We start from the raw sequence: 17,661 nt of genomic DNA on the forward strand, positions 1-17,661 counted from the left end.
GTAACAAAGCAACACCTTAGAGACATCCGGGTATGTAGCGATCCAACCCCATTTTGATAAGATCGAGCGCCTTGGGAGGACCCCGTCCATTCTTCGGGAAGGACCCGGCCGCCCGCCAGGAAGTAATCGTCCATCCTTCGGGAAGTGCCCGTCCATATAAGAAAAGGAAGCCTGCATGTCCGACACTGCCAGCGATCGCCTTCCCCTGCCTCGACTGCTCGCCCTGACCGCCGCCATCACCGCCCTGCTGATGTCGTTGGCGTTCATGGCGGTGCAGCTGTCCGTCGGCGAACATGCCGCGGAGCTGCGCAGAGTCTATATGGGCTGGAGCTACGTACTCACCCTGGGGCTGGACTGGGCGGCCAACCTGGCGCTGACCGGCCTGGTGGTCTACGCCTGCACGCGCTCCTACGAAGAGAACCACGGCGCCCTGCCCGTGGGCGCGCGCCGCCGGGTGCAGGGACTGATGGTGGCTGCCGTCGTGGCCATCACCCTGGCCATGCAGATGCTGTGGATCGCCCTGTACCCGGTGGTGATGATGCCCATCCTGCGCTGGGGCATGGAGAATTACAGCCCCTACGCCGGGCCGCTGGTCATACAGGCCATCGGCTTGGTGCAGACCATCATCGCCGGCCTGTTGATGAGCGTGGCCACGCTGGCCTACGCCCGCCGCATCGCGCCGGCGCTGAGCCACGACGACCAGGCCCGCCCCGTGGTGCCCGCCGTGCAGTCGGCTGCCGTGATCTTCGCCTGGACCTGGCTGGTGCTGCAGGTGCAGTTGGTGCGACCCGCCGTCGGCTTGTACACGTCGCAACTCAGCAGCCAGACGCCCTGGACCTTGCTGTTGTACCTCGTTCTGCCCTTGCTGATCGCCCTGCTGTCCAAGGTGGCCGTGGCCAAGCCGCTGACTGAGATCCAGCCCTGGCGGGCCGCGCCTGGCCGGGCCATCCTGGCCGCGCTGTGCGCCTTCCTCAGCGCACAGTTGGCCCAGTTCGCCGTGGCGTTCGTGCTTGCCTACTCGCTGCGCCTGTCCACGCTCTTGCGGGGCGGGCTGCTGGTACTGATCATCGGCGCGCTGATCACCTACCTGGCCTTGATGGTGCCGCTGAGCCGGCTGTTCATCCGCCTCTTCTACCGCCGCGAAGGCAGCGCCGCCACGAACGTCGCCGCGGCGTAGGCCCGCGCTGGCGGGCAGCCCCCATTACGCCGTCAACGTGCGCGGCTCGGTCGCCAAGACCAGCCAGGCCTTCGCCGCGCCGTCCACATGCGGCAGCAGGCGTTCGCGCACCTGGGCGTGGTAGGCATCCAGCCAGGCGGCCTCGTCGGCCGTCAGCAACGCGCGGTCGACACAGCGCGTATCGATGGGACATAGCGTCAGGGTTTCGAACTCCAGGAATTCGCCCAGTTCGGTCGTCTGCCACGGCCGATTCGCCACCAGGTTCTCGATGCGCACGCCCCAACGCCCCGGCCGATACAGCCCCGGCTCGTTGGACGTGATCATGCCCGGCTCCATGGCCGTGTGCGGTCCCGCCGGGGCGCGATGGGAAATCACCTGCGGCCCTTCGTGCACGTTCATGAAATAGCCCACGCCGTGCCCCGTGCCATGGCCGTATTCGGCGCCGCCGGCCCAGATGGGCGCGCGCGCGATGGCGTCCAGCATGGGCGACAGCACGCCCCGCGGGAAGCGGGCGCGCGACAGCGCGATCATGCCCTTGAGCACCAGCGTGTAGTCACGCTTCTGCTCGGCGCCGGGCTGGCCCACCGCGACCACCCGCGTGATATCCGTGGTGCCGCCGACATACTGCGCGCCGGAATCGATCAACAGCAGGCCGTCGCCGGCAATGGTGGCGTGCGATTGCGCGGTGGCGCGATAGTGCGGCATGGCGCCGTTGGCGTTGAAGCCGGCGATGGTGCCGAAGCTCAGTGACACGAAGCCCGGCTTGCGGGCGCGCGCCGCCGACAGGACTTCGTCCACGGTCAGCTCGGTGACGGTCTCGCCACGCGCCAGGGCGGCTTCCAGCCAGGCGAAGAATTCGCACAGGGCAGCGCCGTCCTGTTCCATGGCGGCGCGCACGTGCACCAGTTCCGCATCGGTCTTGCGCGACTTGGCCAGCGTGCTGGGGTTGATGGCTTCGATGCGCCGCGCCGACGCCGGCAGGTCTGCCAGCACGCCTACCGTCACCCGCGCGGGATCGACCAGGATGGCCAGGTCCGGGCCCGCGCCCGTCGCCGCAGCGGAGCCGGTGCCTGCACCTGCACCCAAGGTTGCCAGCGTGGCGGCCAGTTCGGTGTACGGCCGCACGGTGACACCGTCTTCGCGCAGCAGCGCCTGCAGCGCCGCGTCCACCTTGCCCGGCGCCACGAACAACGTGGCATCGTTTTCACGCAGCAAGGCATGGGCGACGAAGACGGGGTTGTAGTCGACGTCGGCGCCACGCAGATTGAACAGCCAGGCAATGTCGTCCAGGCTGGAAATCAGATGGGCGCCGGCCTTGCGCACCCGCATGGCTTCGCGCACGGCTTGCAGCTTCTGGGCGCGGGAGACGCAGGCATACGGGGCCTGGTGTTCGTAGATCTTGTCTTGCGGCAGTCCTGGCCGCTCGGGCCAGACGGCGTCCAGCACGTCCTGGCCGATGTCCAGCACGATGCCGCGCGGCGTCAGCGCGGACTCCAGTGCATGGAAGGCGCCCAGCGCCAGCACCTGGCCGTCCACCCCGACCCGTGAGCCGGCCGGCAGATTGGCCGCCAGCCAGTCGATATGGCCCGGTATGCCTACCGCGGCGATTTTCATCAGGTTCACGCAGCTGCCCGCCAGTTGGGCTTCGGCCTGCACCCAATAGCGGCTGTCGACCCAGACCCCCGCGAAATCCGCCGTCACCACCAGGGTGCCCACCGATCCGGTGAATCCCGACAGCCACTGCCGGCCCTGCCAGCGCGCCGGCAGGTATTCGGACAGATGCGGATCGGCCGACGGCACCAGACAGGCGGCCAGTCCGCGCGTGGCCATGACCGCGCGCACGGCGGCGATGCGGGCATCGGTAGTGTGCGCGGCGGACGGCGTGGACGATGGCGTCTGCGGTTGGGTCATGGATTCCTCGAAAAAAAATTATCGCAACATGAAAGACATGGCGGCCAGGCTGTTGAGTGTGCGTATGGCGGCCTGCATGCTGTCGGTATTAAACCGCAGGTTCACGCCATCCACCCGCTCCAGCGAGGGCAACATGCAGAACAGGTCGGCCACGGCCGTGGTCTGCGTCTGCAGCTGGCATTCTATAGGCGGTGCGATGCGGAAGGGTTGCAGCGTTTTGATATTGTGCATGGCGGCTTCGGCGGCCTCGGCGATGGCCGCGCGCGATGCCGCGGGCGACAGGGTGGCGCCGCTGCCCTGCCCGCGCGCGATCTTGGTCTGCACCCATACCGCGTCGGGAAACAGCTCGCGGGTTTCACCGATGAAGACGTCATCGCCGGTGGCCAGCGCCACGGGCACGCCCAGCTCGCCCGCCAGCGCGCCGTACAGGCCGGCTTCGCCCAGCTCCATCCCGTTGATGCGTACTTTTGCAAAAGCGAAACTGTTGATCGTATGGGCCAGGACACCGCGGCCCTGCGCGCGCGAGTGGTAGCCGATCATGAAGACGCCATCGCAGGGTTCTTCCAGGCCGCCCATCATGCCCAGGTAGCGCGGCTTGCCCATGACCAGGCGGGCGCGTTCGTCGATACCGTCGGGCAGCAGATTGCGGAAACCGCCGTGGGAATCGTTGACCAGGACGTCGTCGGCGCCGCCGGCGAAGGCGCCGCGCACGGCGGCGTCGGCCTCGCCGGTCATCCAGGCGCGCGCCCTTTCATATTCGCCGTTGCCGGCGGTGATCTGCTGGGAGTGGAAGACGCCGGCGACGCCTTCGATATCGGTGGAAACAAGTATGCGCATGGTCTGATTCTGAAAAAAAGTCTGTTCGAGTAATTCTGCTATCGGGCCGTCTGGCGTCGCCGGACAGCACTGCGCCGCCGGCACGGCGAACGCCTGCTAGGGCAAGTTGCGGGCAAGCCAGGCGGACCAGTCGGAAATCGCTGCGGTGATGGCCTGGCGGACATGGCCATCGCGGCCGTGCACGGTGACCGCGCGCCACATGGCATGGATGATGGCCTGCTCGGTGGCCTCGGCGGCCGCTTCGAACAAGGGATCGATACGGGTTTCGTGCAGCAGTCGCGGCGCGGGCATGCCGCGCTCGGCCAGGTGGGGCACGGTGTAGGCGGTGGAAAACGCCAGGGCGATGTCGCCACTGCCGTGGCCATACACCGAGCCGGTGCGCGCCAGGCCCGCGCCCGCGCGCACGGCCAGCCGGCGCAGTTGGCGCGCGTCCAGCGGCGCATCGGTGGCCAACAGCAGGATGATGGAGCCCTTCTCCGGGCCGCTGGCGGGGCCGCCCGTGCGGGCGCCGGTCGCGTCGGTCGCCGCGGTCGCGTCCGATGCGCCGGTGCCGGCCGCACCAAGCGCGCAGCCAGCGCCGGCATCCGCTTCCGCCTCGCTCAGCCAGCGCCCGAAGGGCCGGCCGGCCACGGTCAGGTTGGGCTTGCGGCCGTAGTTCGCCAGCACCAGCGCGCCGACCGTATGGCCGCCGGCCACACGCGAAGCCGATCCGATGCCGCCTTTGAAGGAAAAGCAGGACATGCCGCGCCCCGCGCCCACGGCGCCCTGGTCGAACACCTGGCCAGCGGCGACCAGCGCCTGGCCGTAATGCGCCTCTGTCACCGCCAGGGCCTGGATGTCGTTCAGATACCCGTCATTGCATTCGAAGACCAAGGGGTTGACCGTCGCCCACTCGCGGCCGACTTGCGGATTGTCCTTCACGGCCGCGCGGATCTGGGCATTGGCCACCGTGCCGACGCCGAAGGTATTGGTCAGCGCGATGGGCGTTTCCAGCACGCCCAGTTCCTCGATCTGCACCAGGCCGATGCTCTTGCCGAAGCCGTTGATCACCGCCACGCCGGCCGGCACCTTGTCACGGTAGGAATCGCCGCCATGCGGGCGCAGCACCGTCACGCCAGTCTGGATCGGGCCGTCATCCAGGGTGACGTGGCCGACGGTCACCCCGGCCACATCGCAAATATTATCCAGGGCGCCCGCGGGCAGCCTGCCGATACGCGGCGCTTGATTCTTGCCGTCCATGGTGTTGCTTACTCCTCATGAACAACGGCCCGTCACGGGCCGTTGTCGTCGTTTTACTTGCGGTCGATCTTCGGATCCAGCGCGTCGCGCAGCCCGTCACCCAGCAGGTTGAAGGCCAGGACCGTCAGGAAGATGGCCAGCGCCGGGAACACGGCGATGTGCGGCGACGTCACCATGTCGGCGCGCGCTTCGCTCAGCATGGCGCCCCACTCCGGCGTCGGCGGCTGCGCGCCCATGCCCAGGAAGGACAGGCTGGCGGCCGTGATGATGGACGTGCCCACGCGCATCGTGCCGTACACCACGATGGGCGAGATCGTCCCCGGCAGGATGTGGCGCATGATGATGGTCCAGTCCGACGCCCCCACGCTCTTGACCGCCTCGACATAGGTCATGTGCTTGATGGCCAGCGTATTGCCGCGTACCAGGCGGGCGAAAGCCGGCACGCTGAACACGGCCACGGCCACCACCACGTTGACCATGCTGGAGCCCAGGATGGCCACCACGCCGATCGCCAGCAGCATGCCGGGGAAAGCCAGCAGCACGTCCGACACCCGCATGGTGATGCGCTCCCACCAGCCTTCGTAATAGCCTGCCATCAGGCCCATGGCGGTACCGACGATGGCACCCAGCGCCACCGACACGAAACCGGCGATCAGCGAAATGCGCGAGCCCATCAGGATGCGGCTGAAGATGTCGCGGCCCAGCGAATCCACGCCCAGCCAATGGGTCAGCGACGGCCCCGCGTTGAGCTGGTCGTAATCGAAGAAGTTCTCGGCATCGAAGGGCACCAGCCAGGGCGCGAACACCGCCGCCAGCACCAGCAGCAGGACGAAGAACGCCGCGGCCACCGCCAGGTGCTGCTTCTTGAACTTGCGCCAGAACTCGCTGAACGGCGTGCGCACATCGGTGGGCGCGGCCGGCGCGGCGGCGGGCGCCGACGAGGGAGTAACAGTATTGATATTGCTCATGGCCGGCTCACTTGTAGCGAATGCTGGGGTTGATGACGCCGTAAAGCACGTCCACGGCCAGGTTGATCACGATGAATTCGAAAGAGAACAGCAGCACCAGCCCCTGGATCACGGGGTAGTCGCGCTGGGTCACCGCGTTGACCAGCAGATTGCCCAGGCCGGGCCAGCTGAACACGGTCTCTACCACGATGGAGCCGCCCAGCAGGAAGCCGAACTGCAGACCCATCATGGTGATCACGGGAATCATGGCGTTGCGCAACGTGTGCTTGACCACCACCACGCGCTCGGACAAGCCCTTGGCACGGGCGGTACGCACGAAGTCTTCCTGGATCACCTCGACGAAGGACGCGCGGGTGAAGCGCGCCATCACGGCGGCCACGGCGGCCCCCAGCGTGATCGAAGGCAGGATGTAGTGTTTCCAGCTGGACGCGCCGACGGTCGGCAACCAGCCCAGGCCCACGGAGAACACCTGCATCAGCATCATGCCCAGCGCGAAGGCGGGGAAGGAGATGCCGGAAACGGCCAGCGTCATGCCCAGGCGATCGGGCCATTTATTGCGCCAGACCGCGGATACGATGCCGATCACCATGCCGAACACCGTCGCCCAGACCATGCTGGTCAGGGTCAACAGCAGCGTGGGATTGAAACGGTCGGCGATTTCAGTCGTCACCGGACGCTTGCTGCGCAGCGAAGTGCCCAGGTCGCCGTGCAGCATGTGCTGGAAGTAACGCACGAATTGCCGCGGCATGGGCAGATCCAGGCCCAGCTCCTTGCGCATCAGTTCGACGGTCTGCTCGTCGGCATCCTGGCCGGCGGCCAGGCGCGCGGGATCACCCGGCAGCATATGCACGAACAGGAACACCACCACCGAAACCAGCAGCAGCGTGGGGATCATGCCCAGAAGGCGTTTGACGATATAGGAGAACATTTAGATCATTCCAGCGCGCGGTGCCCCGCATTGAATCTACCGCGAGGCGCCGCGTGAACTTGCGGCAAAACGGCGCGCGCCGCTTCCGTATGACGGACGCGGCGCGCGGATCGTCGCGATTTACTGCTTGAGGTCGATGTCGCCGAACCAGAAATTGGTGTCCGGCTGCACATACACACCCGTCAGGTTCTTGGATTTCGCATACACATTGTTCTGCGTCACCAGGAATGCCCAGGGCGCATCCTTCCAGATGGTTTCCTGTGCGTCCTTGTACAGCGCGGTCTTCTCGTCGCGGTTGGACGTGCTGAGGGCCTTGGTCAGGTCCGCATCAACCTTGGGGTTCGAGTAGTACGACACGTTGTTCAGCGTGGGCGGATACGACGTGCTGGCCAGCAAGGGACGCAGGCCCCAGTCGGCTTCGCCCGTCGAGGACGACCAGCCCGCGTAGTACATGCGGACCTGCGCGTCTTCAGGCTTCTGCACCTGCTGCACGCGCTGCACGCGTTGGCCGGATTCAAGCACTTCCACCGACACCTTGATGCCGACCTGGGCCAGCTGCTGCTGCAGGAACTGCACCACCTTGACCGACGTGCCGTCGTTATAGGCCGACCACAAGGTGCTTTCGAAACCGCTGGGGTAGCCGGCTTCCTTCAGCAGTTCACGCGCCTTGGCGGGATCGTAGGCGTACTGGCCGATATCGGTGGCGTAGTCCACGCCCTTGGGCACGACGCCCGACACCGGGTTGGCGTAGCCGGCGAAGGCTACCTTGGCCAGGGCCTGCTTGTTGATGGCGTAGTTGACGGCCTGGCGCACCTTGACGTTGTCGAAGGGCTTCTTCATCGTGTTCATGGACAGGTAGCGCGCCATGATCGAGTTCTTGTCGTCGATCAGGTCCAGCTTGTCGTTCTTGGCCAGCACGGCGGCCTGCTCGAACGGCACTGGGAAGGCGAACTGCGCCTCGCCCGTCTGCACCACGGCGGCACGGGTGTTGTTGTCCGTGACGGTGCGGAAGGTCAGCGTATCGACCTTCGGATAGCCCTTCTTCCAGTAGCCGTCGAACTTCTTCACCTTCAGGTATTCAGCCGGCTTCCATTCGACGAATTCGAAGGGGCCGGTGCCGACCGGATGGAAGCCGATGTCCTTGCCCCACTTCTTCAGCGCCGTCGGCGAGATCATCATGGCCGACGAGTGCGCCAGCGCGTTGATGAAGGCCGAGAACGGCTTCTTCAGCGTGATGCGCACGGTGTAGGGGTCGACCACTTCGGTCTTCTCGACCTGGTTGAACTGCGTGTAGCGGCTCAGGTGGTTCTCGGGATTCGAAACGCGGTCGTAGTTGACCTTGACGGCGTCGGCGTTGAAATCCGTACCGTCCTGGAACTTGACACCCTGGCGCAGCTTGATCGTGTAGACCAGGCCGTCCGGGCTCACTTCGTAGCCTGTGGCCAGCAAGGGCTGGATCTTCAGGTCCTTGTCGAACTCGAACAGGCCTTCATAGTAGGCCTTGCCGACAGCCTGGTTCAGCGTACTGATGGTGTTGTACGGGTCCAGCGTTTCCAGCGCGATGGCGACAGCGAAGGTCACGTCCTTGCTGGCGTGGGCCAACGGGGATGCGAGCACGCCAAAGGCCAGCGCGGCGGCAGCCATCATGCGAGTCGGGCGAAGCAGTTTCATGATGAAGCACTCCTGAGTTCAGTAAGGAGGTTTGGTGGTGAAAAACGAAGTTCAATACGCACCGCCCAGCGCATGCCGGGCAACGTAGTGATCGGGACCGACATTGACCAGCGGCTGGACCAGGGGCTCGTCGCCCGGCTTGCGCACCGGGCTGGGAATCTCTTCGGTCAGCAACTGGCGCTTCAGGTGCCGGCGCGCCGGATCGGCGATGGGCACGGCCGCCATCAGCTTCTTGGTATACGGGTGCTGCGGATTCTCGAAGATGGCGCGGCGCGGACCGATCTCCACGATCTGGCCCAGGTACATCACCGCCACGCGGTGGCTGATGCGCTCGACCACCGCCATGTCATGCGAGATGAACAGGAAGGACACGCCCAGGTCGCGCTGCAGGTCGATCATCAGGTTGACGATCTGCGCCTGGATGGATACATCCAGCGCCGACACCGATTCGTCGGCGATCACCACCTTGGGATTCAGGGCCAGGGCGCGCGCGATGCAGATGCGCTGGCGCTGGCCGCCGGAGAATTCATGCGGATAGCGCTGCGCCATTTCCGGTGGCATGCCGACGCGTTCCAGCAGCTCGGCGACACGGCGCTCGGCCTGCTTGCCGCTGGCCACGCCGTGCACCAGCAAGGGTTCCATGATGGAGAAACCCACCGTCACGCGCGGATCGAGCGACGCGAACGGGTCCTGGAACACGAACTGCATGTCGCGCCGCAGCGTCTGCATTTCGGCGCCCTTGAGCTTGCCGATGTCGCGCCCTTCCAGCAGGATGGTGCCGGACTGGCTTTCCGTCAGGCGCAGCAGGGAACGGCCGGTGGTCGACTTGCCACAACCGGATTCGCCCACCAGCGCCAGGGTTTCGCCGGGATACAGGTCGAAGCTGACTTTCTCGACGGCGTGCACGCGGCCGCGCACACGGCCCAGGATGCCGCCGCGCAGATCGAAGCGTGTCACCAGGTCGCGCACGCTGAGGATGGGTTCACCGCTGGCGCGCGGCGATACTTGCTGCTCGTCAATGACAGCTTCGCCGGGACGATCAGCTGCTGCCGCGATGGCCGCGCCGTCCACCTTGGCCGCCTTGTCCACCTGGACCAGCTCGAAGCGGGCCGGCAAGTCGGTGCCCGTCATCGAACCCAGGCGCGGCACGGCCGACAGCAAGGCCTTGGTATAGGAGTGCGACGGCGCGGAGAAGATCTGTTCGGACGGGCCTTCCTCGACCTTGTCGCCGCGATACATGACCAGCACGCGGTCGGCCACTTCCGCCACCACGCCCATGTCGTGGGTGATGAACACCACGCCCATGTGCATTTCTTCCTGCAGCGCACGGATCAACTGCAGGATCTGCGCCTGGATGGTCACATCCAGCGCGGTGGTCGGCTCGTCGGCGATCAGCAGGGCCGGCTTGCAGGCCAGTGCCATGGCGATCATGACGCGTTGGCGCATGCCGCCCGACAACTGGTGCGGGAAGCGGTTCATGATGGAGCGCGCTTCCGGGATGCGGACCAGCTCCAGCATGCGCAGGGCTTCGGCGCGCGCGGCGGCGCTGTCCTTGCCCTGGTGCAGGCGGATGGACTCGGCGATCTGGTCGCCGGCCGTGAACACGGGGTTCAGCGAAGTCATCGGCTCCTGGAAGATCATCGCCATGTCGGCGCCGCGCACGCCACGCATGGCACGCTGGCTGGCGCCGGTCAGCTCCAGCACCGCGCCGTTGCGGCGGCGCAGCTGGATGCTGCCCTGGGCGATGCGGCCACCGCCGTGCTCGACCAGGCGCATCAGCGCCAGCGAGGTCACGGACTTGCCGGAACCGGACTCGCCCACGATGGCCAGGGTCTCGCCCCGATCGACGTGGAAATTGAGGTTGCGCACCGCTTCCACGGTACGCTCCGCGCCTACGAAGCGCACGGTCAGGTCACGGACCTGGACGACCCGGTTATCCGGCATTGCCAGGTGTTGGGCTCCATCGGCCATCGTTCTATATCCTTGCTTGCACGATACGGCAGGCTGGCGCGCCAGTCCGCCGTTCATCCATGAATGCGGTAAATACTTATCGGTAAATCGAAGCCACCGGGGCTTCGCCCACCCGGGCGTAGCCCCGGTACATGCCCTCGGTGTTGAAAGGCAACGTCACATTGCCCTGCGCGTCCACCGCGATCAGGCCACCCTTGCCCTGGATGCGCGGCAGTTTCTCGTGCACCACGCTGGCCGCGGCCTGCTCCAGGGTCACGCCGCGATATTCCATCTGGGCCGCCACGTCATACGCGGCCACCATGCGGATGAACATCTCGCCGGTGCCGGTCGTGGACACGGCGCAGGTGGCGTTGGCGGCATAGCAGCCCGCGCCGATCAGCGGCGCGTCGCCGACGCGGCCGACCTGCTTGTTGGTGATGCCGCCGGTGGAGGTCGCCGCGGCCAGGTTGCCTTGCGCATCGACGGCCACCGCGCCCACCGTGCCGAACTTGCGGTCGGCGTCGATGGGTTCGGCGGGGGTTGCAGCCGCGGCCGCGGATTCGGCGACAGGCTGGGCGCGCGCCACCATGGCCTGGCCGTCGTGGTCCAGCACCGCCGCATCCGGCTGTTCGCGCTGCACGCGCAGCAGTTGTTCGCGCCGTGCCTCGGTGGAAAAGTACGAGGGATCGACGATTTCCAGGCCCTGCTCACGGGCGTAGTCCTGTGCGCCCTCGCCCACGAAGAACACGTGCTTGCTGTTCTCCATGACCTTGCGGGCGGCCAGCACCGGATTGCGCACGCAGTTCACATTGGCGATGGCGCCCGAACGCAGCGTGGCGCCGTCCATGATGGAAGCGTCCAGTTCGTGCGTGCCGGCGCTGGTGAAGACCGCGCCATGGCCGGCGTTGAACAGCGGACAGTCTTCCAGCAGGCGCACGGCTTCGGTGACGGCGTCCAGGGCCGATCCGCCCTGGGCCAGCACAGCCTGGCCAGCGCGCAGGATGCCTTCCAGCGCGGCGATGTACTTGCCTTCCTGCTCGGCGGACATGGCTGCGCGCGACATGGCGCCGGCGCCGCCGTGGATGGCGATAACGGGTTGCTGCTTCATCTTTTACGGTCTCCTGCGCCGTGGATCAGCCACGGCATGACGGACCGGGTGACTCCCACGGCCGCTTGAATGGAATCCTTGGCCTTGTAGGCCACTGCCGCGCTCAGTGCCTCGATCAGGCACAGGGCAGCGGCTTCTGAATTGGACGAGTACTGTCTTTCGCTCTGGGCGTACAGCGCGCCGACGGTGGTGGTGGGGGCCAGCGGCGAAGTCGGCTTGTCCGTCAGCGCCAGCACCTGGACGCCGGCGGCCTTGGCGGCCGTGGCCAGCGTCACCGTGTCGTTCAGGTAGCGCGGAAAGGAAATCGGGATCAGCAGGTCTTTCGGCGTCAGGCGATAGATCTGCCGAGCAGCCCACGATACACCCGCCGGCGTCGCCAGCGAATCCACCGAGCCGCAATAGACGAACAGCGCGCGCTGCATCAGGCCGGCCAGATAGCCGCTGGCGCCGAATCCGACGATGGCGATGCGGTCGGCGGACAGGATGGCATCGACGGCGCGGTCGATCACGCGCGGGTCCATGGCCTGCAGGGTACGTTCGATATTGCTGGCGTCTTCCCGCAGGGAGTTGGCGAACACGTCGGCGGCGCTGGCCGGCTGGGCCAGCTGGGTGCGCAACCTTTCCACCGGCGCCAGGGCCGATTCGAAGCCGCGCGCCAGTTCGGCGCGGAACTGCGGGTAGCCGGGCAGGCCCAGGGTGCGCGCGAAGCGGTTGGCGGTGGCGATGGACACCCCATTGGCCGCCGCGAACTCGTCGATGGTCATGGTGGCCGCGCGGAACTGATGCGCCAGCACGTACTCGGCCAGCTTGTGCTGGGAGCGGCTCATCGTGTCCTGGACGCTGGCGATGCGTTCGGCGATCGAGGGGGCGGGGGTGTCGGAAAGGTTCAAAACCAGAAGAAAATGTAAATTTAATTACGGTGCAATTTTAATTAAGAAAATAAATTTTCAAAGTCGGGGTAAACCCGGAAGAAGCCGGACGCCCCGGCCTCGGACTGGCGAGCCGAAGGAAGAAATGAAAAAGTCCCCTCGCGGGGACTTTTCTGTGACGGGATTGCCCCAGCGGGGCGCCACTCTGCGGCCCGTGCCGGGACCTCTCTCCTGGCCTATGAGTGGAAGATGCGCGGCGTGCCGGCGCTGTCCTTGCCGGCGTGGGCATCCTCGTCCTCGGACTCGTTTTCATCCTCCTGGGCCAGCTTCGGAAACCTGGCTTCCAGGATGAAATACAGCACGGCGGCGACGGCGAAGGGGGCCAGGTAGTACACCGCGCGATAGGCCAGCAGGGTGCCGATGATCTCGTAGTGCGGCACCTGCCCGCCCAGCATGGCGACGAACACCGCTTCGACCACCCCCAGCCCACCGGGTATGTGCGTCACCGCACCCGCGATACCACTGAGCAGCAACACGCCCAGGATCAGCGCAAAAGACACGTCATGGCGCATCAGCGACCACACCACCAGGCCGATGGACAGCCAGCAGGCACTGCCCAGCACACTCTGCGCCACCGCAATCTTGAAGGACGGCAGCTCGATTTCATGCCCGCGTATGCGCCAGGATCGCTTGCGCGCCAGTCCGCACAGGGCGACATAGGCAATCGCCGCCACCACCATGCCCGCCCCTATCCCCCGCAGGGCGTAATTGCTGATGTTCCAGCCATCGGGAATCGGCAGCACGCCCCAGGCAAACAGGCCGCCGGCCACCCATAGATAGCCCAGCCAATTGGTCGTCAGGCTCAAACCGATGATGCGGGTGATCTCCCCCGCCGCCAGCCCCAGCCGCAGATACAGGCGAAAACGAAACCCCACGCTGCCGACCAGCGACCCCATGTTCAGGTTGAAGGCATACGCGACGATACCCACCGGTATCACCCGGGCCGGGGGAATCATGTGGCCCAGATAAGGAATCGCCAACAGATCGAAGCAGCTGTAGATCAGGTAACTCAGCGCCGCCAACCCGGCGGCGCGCAACAGCACTGGCCAGGTGTAGGCCTGCACCGCCTCCAGCACCTTGTCCCATTCGACATTGCGGGCCTGATCCACCAGCAGGCCGATCACCAGCAAGGCAAAGGCAATGAAGAAAACCTTCTTCAGCAACGGCCAATGCCGCCGCCAGCCACTGGCGGGCTTACGCGGTTTCGCGGGCATCGCTCACCTCCGCATCGTGCCGCATCGCGTCGCGCACCTTCAACTGCCGCGACTCCCTTTCCATGCGACTCAAGCCCTCGGAAGGCACTGCCGGCTGATCCTCCTCCTCGCCTTCCACCTTCCCCGAAGACTCGGAGTCGGTGGCGATGACATTGTCCTTGGGGCGCCAGGGCTGCAGCCGCGGCTGGTGCGCGGGCAACCAGCCTATCCAGGACGGGTAGAGCCGCAGGAAGTGATAGACGAAGACCCCGAAGAACAGCCTGCGCAGCTTGCGGCTGCCGGGTGGCGCCGGCTCCGGCTGGCGGCAATGATTTTCGATCAGCCATTCCAGCCTCTCGTTGAGAACCCCGGCAAAGTCGCGATCGCGGATCATCACATTGGCCTCGAGATTCAAGGCCAGGCTCAAGGGATCCAGGTTGCTGGATCCCACCGTGGACCAGGTGTCGTCCACACTCGCAACCTTGCCATGCAGCGGCCGTTCGCAATACTCATAGATCTGCACGCCGGCGGCCGTCAGATGGTCGTACAGCATGCGCGCCGCCACCGGCACGATGGGCATGTCGGCCTCGCCCTGCAGGATCAGGCGTACGCGCACGCCCCGCTTCGCCGCATTGCGCATTTCGCGCAGCAGGCGATAGCCGGGAAAGAAATAGGCGTTGGCGATGATGACGTCACGCCGCGCCAGACGGATGGCAGCGCGGTAATGGCGCTCGATGTCCGTGTGGTGCCTGTGGTTGTCGCGCACCACGAACATGGCTTCGGCCGAACCCACTTTGGGCGGATTGCTGGCCGCGTGCGAACTTTTGCCCCACCAGCGCCGCCGCCGCGGCGGCTCCAGCGCACGCAGCCCGAAGCGATGGATCTCCCCCACGATGGGGCCATGGATCTCCACCGAATAGTCCTGCTTGGCCTGCGGACCGAAGTCGCCCAGGTGGTCCGCGGAAAAATTGATGCCGCCGACGAAGGCGAGCTCCCCGTCGATCACCACGATCTTGCGATGCATCCGGCGGAACACGTTTATCCGCTTGCCGAACACGCGGGCACGCGGATCGAAGGCCTGGATCACCACCCCTGCGTCCGTCATGCCGCCGATGAACTCGTCTGACAGCCCTTCGGACCCGTAGCCGTCCACCATCAGGTTGACGTGCACGCCGCGCCTGGCCGCCCCGATCAAGGCTTCCCGCAAGCCCTGCCCCACCTTGTCGTCGAACAGGATGAAGGTCTCGATCAGGACCTCGGTACGCGCCTGGCCGATGGCCTCGAATACGCGCGGAAAGAAAGCCTCGCCGTTTTCCAGCAGCTTGAAATCATTGCCGGGTATCCATTGTTTGCTCATAGCTCCACCTCGGCGGCCAGGGGGGCATGATCGGACAGGTGGGTCCACGGACGCGTCGCCAGTGCCAACGGCCGGAACCGCCCGGTATTGCGCACGTAGATGCGGTCCAGCCGCAACAAGGGCCACCGCGCGGGAAAGGTGCGGGCGGCAACGCCCTGCGTGCTGACGAACACTTCCTTCAGGCCGGCGCAGTCGCTCAGCCTGGCGTGCGCGCGCAGGCGCCAATCGTTGAAGTCTCCGGCGATCAGTACCGGATCGCCCTGCGGGATCTGCTGTTCGATGCGGTCGCACAGCAGCTTGATCTGGCTTTGCCGGTGCGCCTCCTGCAGGCCCAGGTGCACGCAGATGGCGTGTACCTGCGCGCGTCCGGGCGGCGCGATGACGCAATGAAGCATGCCACGCTTTTCGTGGCCATCCACGGAGACATCCAGATTCTCGTACTGCACGATGGGAAACTTGGACAGCACGGCGTTGCCGTGATCGCCTTGGGGATAGACGGCATTGCGCCCGTAGGCGAAGTCGGCCCAGATGCTGTCGGCCAGGAATTCGTATTGCGATGTCGCTGGCCAGCCCGCGAACCGCGCGGCATGGCCCTCGTGGGCACCCAGCACTTCCTGCAGGAAGACCAGGTCCGGCCCCACCGCGCGCACCGCGTCGCGCAGCTCCGGCAGGATGAATTTGCGATTGAAAAAAGTGAACCCCTTATGGGCGTTCACCGTCAATAGTTTGAGAGACAGGGGAGCTTCCCCGTTCGAAACGGACATGGGTTCCCGCGATCGTTACTGGATCGCCGGGTCGAGCAAGCCGCGTGCCCGGGCATGAAAAACGGCGGCCAGTCAGACTGGCCGCCGCCTTTATTCCGCTACGCCTCGGATCAGGCCGCGATCTTGCCCGTATCCAGCGGAGCGCCGGTCTTGGCCTTGATTTCCTCGACCGTCACGCCGGGCGCCAGTTCAACCAGCTTCAGGCCGGCGTCGGTGACTTCGATCACGCCCAGGTCGGTGATGATCAGGTCGACCACGCCCACGCCGGTCAGCGGCAGATTGCATTCCGGCAGCACCTTCAGATCTTCGGTACCGTCCTTCTTGCGCGCCACGTGCTCCATCAGCACCACCACGCGGCCGACACCGGCCACCAGGTCCATCGCGCCGCCCATGCCCTTGACCATCTTGCCGGGGATCATCCAGTTGGCCAGGTCGCCCTTGGCCGACACCTGCATCGCGCCCAGGATGGCCAGGTTGATCTTGCCGCCGCGGATCATGCCGAAGGAATCGGCCGAGGAAAAGATCGACGAACCGGGCAGCGTCGTCACGGTCTGCTTGCCGGCGTTGATCAGGTCGGCATCCACTTCAGCGTCGGTGGGGAAAGGACCGATGCCCAACAGGCCGTTTTCCGATTGCAGCCACACCTCGATGCCGGCCGGCACGTGGTTGGCCACCAGGGTGGGCAGACCGATGCCCAGGTTCACGTAGAAACCGTCTTGCAGCTCGCGCGCGGCGCGCGCGGCCATTTCTTCACGGGACCATGCCATGGTTGTGTTCTCCTTACGCGGCGGGGCGGATGGTGCGTTGTTCGATGCGTTTTTCCGGATTCGCGTTGACCACGATCCGATGCACGAAAATGCCCGGCAGATGAATCTGGTCCGGATCCAGGTCGCCCGTGTTCACCACCTTCTCCACTTCCACGATGGTGATCTTGCCGGCCTGCGCCACATTGGGATTGAAGTTGCGCGCGGTCTTGCGGAACACCAGGTTGCCGCTGCGGTCGGCGATATGCGCCTTGACCAGCGACACGTCCGGCACCAGCGAACGCTCCATGACGTATTGATGGCCGTCGAATTCGCGGATTTCCTTGCCCTCGGCCACCAGCGTGCCCACCCCGGTGCGGGTGAAGAAAGCCGGAATGCCGGCGCCGCCGGCGCGCAGCTTTTCCGCCAGCGTGCCCTGCGGCGTGAATTCCAGCTCCAGTTCGCCGGACAGGAACTGGCGTTCGAATTCCTTGTTCTCGCCCACGTAGGACGCGATCATCTTGCGGATCTGCCGCGTGGTCAGCAGCTGGCCCAGGCCGAAACCGTCGACGCCAGCGTTGTTGCTGATGCAGGTCAGCCCCTTGACGCCCGAATCGCGCAGGGCGGCGATCAGTGCTTCCGGGATGCCGCACAGCCCGAAGCCACCCACGGCAATCATTTGGCCGTCCTTGACGACGCCGGCCAACGCCTCGGCGGCGCTCGCATAAACCTTGTCCATCGCTCCAACTCCAGTAAGGTCAGTAAACGGCCTGTCCCGTATCCGCCGCGTCCCCGCAGGGCCCGGCGCGGGTGGCCGGATTTGGTGTTATTGGTCCAGCAAGTTTTCGCATCGGCAACCACGTGTGGCCGGCTGCCGATGGGCGCG

Annotated in this window: 15 protein-coding genes; 1 reads left to right on the forward strand and 14 read right to left on the reverse strand. The window is 65.8% G+C overall.

Annotated features, from left to right (window positions below; translation table 11 throughout):
• Positions 1-175 precede the first annotated feature (175 nt).
• Complete coding sequence (locus CEY05_RS10455) at positions 176-1,177, forward strand: hypothetical protein (protein ID WP_088598397.1); 1,002 nt, start codon at positions 176-178, stop codon at positions 1,175-1,177.
• Between the two features lie 24 nt (positions 1,178-1,201).
• Here CEY05_RS10455 and CEY05_RS10460 read toward each other — a convergent pair whose 3' ends face one another.
• From CEY05_RS10460 to CEY05_RS10525, 14 genes are all read right to left on the reverse strand, one after another.
• A complete protein-coding gene (locus CEY05_RS10460; protein ID WP_088598398.1) occupies positions 1,202-3,088 on the reverse strand; it encodes an aminopeptidase P family protein in 1,887 nt (628 codons plus the stop codon).
• Positions 3,089-3,106: 18 nt separating this feature from the next.
• Positions 3,107-3,925, reverse strand: coding sequence for a M55 family metallopeptidase (locus CEY05_RS10465; RefSeq protein WP_088598399.1), 819 nt, complete (start codon positions 3,923-3,925; stop codon positions 3,107-3,109).
• A 96-nt stretch (positions 3,926-4,021) separates the two neighbouring features.
• Positions 4,022-5,164, reverse strand: coding sequence for a P1 family peptidase (locus CEY05_RS10470; RefSeq protein WP_088598400.1), 1,143 nt, complete (start codon positions 5,162-5,164; stop codon positions 4,022-4,024).
• A gap of 53 nt (positions 5,165-5,217) precedes the next feature.
• Positions 5,218-6,132 (reverse strand): glutathione ABC transporter permease GsiD, encoded by a 915-nt coding sequence (gene gsiD / locus CEY05_RS10475; RefSeq protein WP_088598401.1) that lies wholly within the window; start codon positions 6,130-6,132, stop codon positions 5,218-5,220.
• 7 nt (positions 6,133-6,139) lie between these two features.
• Positions 6,140-7,060, reverse strand: coding sequence for a glutathione ABC transporter permease GsiC (gene gsiC / locus CEY05_RS10480; RefSeq protein ID WP_088598402.1), 921 nt, complete (start codon positions 7,058-7,060; stop codon positions 6,140-6,142).
• A gap of 120 nt (positions 7,061-7,180) precedes the next feature.
• On the reverse strand, positions 7,181-8,734 hold the full coding sequence (gsiB, locus tag CEY05_RS10485; RefSeq protein ID WP_088598403.1) for a glutathione ABC transporter substrate-binding protein GsiB: 1,554 nt from the start codon (positions 8,732-8,734) through the stop codon (positions 7,181-7,183).
• 48 nt (positions 8,735-8,782) lie between these two features.
• Positions 8,783-10,702: a dipeptide ABC transporter ATP-binding protein gene (locus tag CEY05_RS10490; protein ID WP_088598404.1), complete on the reverse strand. Its 1,920-nt coding sequence runs from the start codon at positions 10,700-10,702 to the stop codon at positions 8,783-8,785.
• A 76-nt stretch (positions 10,703-10,778) separates the two neighbouring features.
• Positions 10,779-11,789 (reverse strand): isoaspartyl peptidase/L-asparaginase family protein, encoded by a 1,011-nt coding sequence (locus tag CEY05_RS10495; RefSeq protein WP_088598405.1) that lies wholly within the window; start codon positions 11,787-11,789, stop codon positions 10,779-10,781.
• A complete protein-coding gene (locus CEY05_RS10500; RefSeq protein WP_255407756.1) occupies positions 11,786-12,679 on the reverse strand; it encodes a MurR/RpiR family transcriptional regulator in 894 nt (297 codons plus the stop codon). Before CEY05_RS10500 ends, CEY05_RS10495 begins: the two co-directional genes overlap by 4 nt.
• A gap of 215 nt (positions 12,680-12,894) precedes the next feature.
• Positions 12,895-13,932, reverse strand: coding sequence for a lysylphosphatidylglycerol synthase domain-containing protein (locus tag CEY05_RS10505; RefSeq protein WP_088598406.1), 1,038 nt, complete (start codon positions 13,930-13,932; stop codon positions 12,895-12,897).
• A complete protein-coding gene (clsB, locus tag CEY05_RS10510) occupies positions 13,913-15,268 on the reverse strand; it encodes a cardiolipin synthase ClsB (RefSeq protein ID WP_088598407.1) in 1,356 nt (451 codons plus the stop codon). The genes CEY05_RS10505 and clsB overlap by 20 nt, the downstream gene beginning before the upstream one ends.
• On the reverse strand, positions 15,265-16,032 hold the full coding sequence (locus CEY05_RS10515; protein WP_088598408.1) for an endonuclease/exonuclease/phosphatase family protein: 768 nt from the start codon (positions 16,030-16,032) through the stop codon (positions 15,265-15,267). Before CEY05_RS10515 ends, clsB begins: the two co-directional genes overlap by 4 nt.
• 110 nt (positions 16,033-16,142) lie before the next feature.
• Entirely contained in the window at positions 16,143-16,799 is a 657-nt protein-coding gene (locus tag CEY05_RS10520; RefSeq protein ID WP_088598409.1) for a CoA transferase subunit B, read from the reverse strand.
• 13 nt (positions 16,800-16,812) lie between these two features.
• Entirely contained in the window at positions 16,813-17,514 is a 702-nt protein-coding gene (locus CEY05_RS10525) for a CoA transferase subunit A (protein WP_088598410.1), read from the reverse strand.
• Positions 17,515-17,661: the final 147 nt, after the last annotated feature.

This window comes from Achromobacter sp. HZ34 (assembly GCF_002209485.1).
Taxonomy (GTDB): Bacteria; Pseudomonadota; Gammaproteobacteria; order Burkholderiales; family Burkholderiaceae_B; genus Bordetella_C.

What these genes read in the sequence shown, in the direction of transcription:
- CEY05_RS10520 (WP_088598409.1), bottom strand. Translation starts at nt 16,799, where the DNA reads ATGGCATGGTCCCGTGAAGAAATGGCCGCGCGCGCCGCGCGCGAGCTG.
- CEY05_RS10495 (WP_088598405.1), bottom strand. Translation starts at nt 11,789, where the DNA reads ATGAAGCAGCAACCCGTTATCGCCATCCACGGCGGCGCCGGCGCCATG.
- CEY05_RS10505 (WP_088598406.1), bottom strand. Translation starts at nt 13,932, where the DNA reads ATGCCCGCGAAACCGCGTAAGCCCGCCAGTGGCTGGCGGCGGCATTGG.
- CEY05_RS10455 (WP_088598397.1), top strand. Translation starts at nt 176, where the DNA reads ATGTCCGACACTGCCAGCGATCGCCTTCCCCTGCCTCGACTGCTCGCC.
- gsiD (WP_088598401.1), bottom strand. Translation starts at nt 6,132, where the DNA reads ATGAGCAATATCAATACTGTTACTCCCTCGTCGGCGCCCGCCGCCGCG.
- CEY05_RS10465 (WP_088598399.1), bottom strand. Translation starts at nt 3,925, where the DNA reads ATGCGCATACTTGTTTCCACCGATATCGAAGGCGTCGCCGGCGTCTTC.
- CEY05_RS10470 (WP_088598400.1), bottom strand. Translation starts at nt 5,164, where the DNA reads ATGGACGGCAAGAATCAAGCGCCGCGTATCGGCAGGCTGCCCGCGGGC.
- CEY05_RS10515 (WP_088598408.1), bottom strand. Translation starts at nt 16,032, where the DNA reads ATGTCCGTTTCGAACGGGGAAGCTCCCCTGTCTCTCAAACTATTGACG.
- clsB (WP_088598407.1), bottom strand. Translation starts at nt 15,268, where the DNA reads ATGAGCAAACAATGGATACCCGGCAATGATTTCAAGCTGCTGGAAAAC.
- gsiC (WP_088598402.1), bottom strand. Translation starts at nt 7,060, where the DNA reads ATGTTCTCCTATATCGTCAAACGCCTTCTGGGCATGATCCCCACGCTG.
- CEY05_RS10490 (WP_088598404.1), bottom strand. Translation starts at nt 10,702, where the DNA reads ATGGCCGATGGAGCCCAACACCTGGCAATGCCGGATAACCGGGTCGTC.
- CEY05_RS10460 (WP_088598398.1), bottom strand. Translation starts at nt 3,088, where the DNA reads ATGACCCAACCGCAGACGCCATCGTCCACGCCGTCCGCCGCGCACACT.
- CEY05_RS10525 (WP_088598410.1), bottom strand. Translation starts at nt 17,514, where the DNA reads ATGGACAAGGTTTATGCGAGCGCCGCCGAGGCGTTGGCCGGCGTCGTC.